Origin of the sequence: Streptomyces sp. NPDC037389, assembly GCF_040636475.1 — a bacterium.
GTDB classification, from domain to species: Bacteria; Actinomycetota; Actinomycetes; order Streptomycetales; family Streptomycetaceae; genus Streptomyces; species Streptomyces hesseae.
In genome coordinates this window covers 1-3439 of sequence record NZ_JBEZUS010000037.1, presented here as the reverse complement: position 1 = coordinate 3439, position 3439 = coordinate 1, and the positions used below count along the sequence as shown (strand labels likewise).

At 65.9% G+C, this 3439-nt stretch carries 4 protein-coding genes; 1 reads left to right on the top strand and 3 read right to left on the bottom strand.

The window, feature by feature from the left end:
* A partial coding sequence (locus AB0E98_RS33450) for a ParB/RepB/Spo0J family partition protein (protein WP_361710241.1) occupies window positions 1–600 on the bottom strand: 600 nt, incomplete at its 3' end.
* The gene (locus AB0E98_RS33445) at window positions 597–1745 is read right to left on the bottom strand and encodes a ParA family protein (RefSeq protein ID WP_359516122.1); all 1149 of its coding nucleotides are present in this window, start codon (window positions 1743–1745) and stop codon (window positions 597–599) included. The genes AB0E98_RS33445 and AB0E98_RS33450, both read right to left, overlap by 4 nt.
* Window positions 1746–2341: 596 nt before the next feature.
* Here AB0E98_RS33445 and AB0E98_RS33440 point away from each other — a divergent pair.
* The gene (locus AB0E98_RS33440; RefSeq protein WP_359516119.1) at window positions 2342–2533 is read left to right on the top strand and encodes a hypothetical protein; all 192 of its coding nucleotides are present in this window, start codon (window positions 2342–2344) and stop codon (window positions 2531–2533) included.
* Here the strand turns inward: AB0E98_RS33440 and AB0E98_RS33435 are convergent.
* Window positions 2530–2868, bottom strand: a complete 339-nt coding sequence (locus tag AB0E98_RS33435) for a DUF6233 domain-containing protein (RefSeq protein ID WP_361710238.1) — start codon at window positions 2866–2868, stop codon at window positions 2530–2532. The genes AB0E98_RS33440 and AB0E98_RS33435 overlap by 4 nt on opposite strands.
* Window positions 2869–3439: the final 571 nt, after the last annotated feature.

The following is a 3439-nucleotide window of genomic DNA, read 5'->3' as shown; positions in this document are numbered from 1 at the left end:
CTCCAGCAGCGCCAGCCGCTGCGAGACCCAGGCTGGTGTCTTCCCCAGCCGCTTGGCGACCTTTCCTTGCGACCCATGAACGCCGACGAGTTGCTGGATGGCCTTGGCTTGGTCCAAGGGAGGCACGTCCACGCGGTGCACGTTGGCGATCAGCGCCGACTCCAGAATGTCGGCAGCGGAAGCGGCCAGATCGTCATTGACGTCGATCCGCAGCTCAGACAGACCGGCCGCGGAGGCGGCCTTGAGCCGACGGTTCCCGTCGATGACCACGTACTCGGCTGCACCGACCAGTTCCTCCTGGTCTGGGTGCGCACGCAGGAAAGCTGCGCGCCGAGCCACGGTGACCGGCTGGATCTGTCCCCGGGTACGCAGCGACTGCGCGGTCTCCTCAATGTCGGTGTACTCATCGCGGGGGTTGAAGGGATTGTGCGCCAGCTCCGCCAACGGCACCGACGCTGGCGGGCGTTTGCCCTCCCCGTTCATGATCTGCTGACGCGTTCGTACCCTCCGGGGCGCTACCTGCTTGCCGCCCTGGCCGTCTTCATCCAGGGTGAACCCGCGCGTCACACGCTCCTGGTTTTTGGGCTTGGTCTCCCTCATACCGCCAGTTCCTTTGCCAGGTCGCGCATCGCCTGCGCATGCTCGCTATCGGGCGCGTACTCCAGCAGCGGGATCTCTCCGTCTGCGGCCTCGCGTCCCTCCTTCAGATCCCCGATGACCGCCAGAACCGCCGGCGAGCTGCTGCGCTCCCACTGATCCCGGTTCTCCTTGACCAACCGGCCACGCCGGCTGTCGTAGGCGTTGATGACCAGCCCGAGGTAGTCGACGGTGATGCGGCCCTTGCGACACAGATCGTCCATCTGCGAACGGAGCAGCCGGAACGCCCGATGGGACGCCTTGTTGGCCCACACTGGCGTGATGACTCCCGATCGGTCAGACAGTTCACCGTCGCGGCGCCGCACGTAGTAGAGCGCGGTATCCATGTTCAGGCCGAGGCTCGGCGGGCCGTCGATGATGATGATGTCGTAGTCGTTCTCCAGCGGTTCCAGCGCGCGTTCCAGAGCGGCCTCACTGAACGACACCTTGGACAGCGCTACGTCCCGGAGGAACGCATCGTCGCTCGCTGGGAGCAAGTGCAGACGTTCGCCGAAGCGTTCGTGGTCTAGGGCGACCAGCAGGTCGTGGATATCGCCCTTGGCGGTTCCGTCCATGTGCATCAGCAGCGTCTCGACATCGTCCTCGTACATGAGGTCCTCGAAGCCGAGCTCTGCAGTGAGATGCCCCTGGGGGTCGTAGTCGACGATCAGCACTCGGTGGCCAGCTTCCGCGAGTGCCTGAGCCATGCCGCTGGAGATGAACGTCTTGCCGACGCCGCCCTTCTGATTGGCCACTATGACGCGGATGACCGGCTGCTCGGTGAGCGGCGTTGTGGGAGAGGGATGTGCCTCCAGCCAGAGCGTCAACGCCTGGGCGAGCCCCTGGACGTAGGTGACGCCGCGCTGGTTGCACGCGTTCTTGAACGTGTCCGGTTCACCAACTGGGAGGAAGGTCCCCCAAGTCTTCGCTCCGGCAGTGTCCACGTCGGGGAGGTTGTCCGCCGTGTACCAAGCCTTGATGGCGTGCTCAGCGGCATCTTGGATGTCCATGCCGTGCTCGAATGCGCGAATCTTCAGGTGCCTGCGCAACTGGGGAGTGAGAGCCGTGATTAGCTTCTCCCGCTCCCCTCGGGGACTTGGGATGCTCATGCGGCCGAACATTACTAGGTCATGTTGACGCTGAGGTCCATTTCGTCACCGCCTGCCAGGTCAGCCCCGTCCCCGGGCGGGTGATCACCAAGCAGCAGCCGTGACCGCCCCGGACGGCAGTAGTTGTCACGGCGTGACACGCCTCATGATCGCCGCCGCTTCGGCAGCCACGTTTGCCGCTACCGCCCTGCTTGCTCCTACAGCTAATGCCGCTGTACCTGGCTCGGCGTCTACGGCGCCTGCCAAGGCATGCGCCACCACATGGAAGGTCACCGGCAAGACAGTCGCGGTCCGGATGCCAGCAGGTAGCGCACCAGTCGCAGCGCCCGACTCCCCGGTCGTGCGCTACCTCCACCGCGGGGATGTGGTGCGCTCGTGCGTAGAGGCGATCGCCCGCACACAGAGCGGTCCGGCGTACCACAAGTGCGGTCGTGGAGGACACGTGTGGCGCATCGTCCAGGGCGGTCAGGTGCCGGCCACGTGCCTAAAGCGTCTCTAGGGCAACAGGGCCGGTTGCCTCCAGCCTTCGGCTCCTGGCCCGCTTCCTGGCTGCTCCACAACGAGTGGGGCCTGCCGAAGAGGGGCAGCGTACGTGCATGAGCGGTCAGTGGGAGTACCGGTTCGCGACGCTCACCGCCAATGCGTCTGGGTGGGATGAGCAGGTCAACAACATGCTGGTCAAATGGAGCGCGCAGGGCTGGGAGCCCGTGAACCATGCGGTGATGGCGGACCGTGACGGACTTCCGGTGTATTTCACCTTCCTGTTCCGGCACCACATCGTCGTCTAGTCGAGCATGTGGAGTGCGGTGTCCGGCCGGCAGTGCGAGCAGGCCTTGATGCCGTCCGCGAGGGCGCGGCGGGCCTGGTCCTGGTCGATGCCTTTGCTGTTCTTGCCCGTGTTCCAGCAGTCGCCGGTGTGGACGTAGACCGGCGGGCTGTGTCCGTTCAAGCCCTGTTCCAGGAGCCAGTCGGGCGGGGTCGGCCGCGCCTCAATACCTCGTTGCTCTTCGGCGGCGAGGCGTTCCTCGTCGGCGATCCACCGGCGGGTGCGGGCCAGGTCGCGCAGCTGCACGCGCTCAAGGAAGCGGAGCACTGCTAGACGCGTCGGACCTGTTTCGTTCACGTGTTCTATTTTATGGTTTGCCCGCCAGGCAGCAAACCAGAGGTTGGGTGACGCTGTAGGGCATCGTTACGGACCTACGGGCGGCGGCCCGGGAAGCCGACCTGCCAGGGCAACGTCGCTGTCGTTCTACTCTTCGTTCGAAGCGGCTACTCGTGGCCGTGGGAACTGGCGAGGAAACCCGATGACTGCCCCTGTACCGCCCACTAGCGAGCCGGACACCTCAGCGCGCACGTGTCCCGGCGACCAGATCGGCCCGTGCTCCACGTGCCGCCGGCCTACCCACAAGTACGGTTCCGGGGCCCGCTCTCCGCTGTGCGAGTACTGCGATGCCAGGGCAGTCCAGCGCTGGGGGAGGGTGCTGCGCGCCACCTGACTCGGGCGAGGGCGCTGCCGGAACCGATACTCACCACACCCGTGGCCAGGTCCTGGACGCCGCTCTGCGCGCCGTCCAGGACCTGTAGCCCACTGTCCTCAGCGTCTTGAGACGTGGTCCAGCCAGGCGCGGTAGATGGGATTGGCCCCGGCGACGGCCACGTGGGCGTCCATCAAGTCGCCGTAGAGCGCGTCCAGT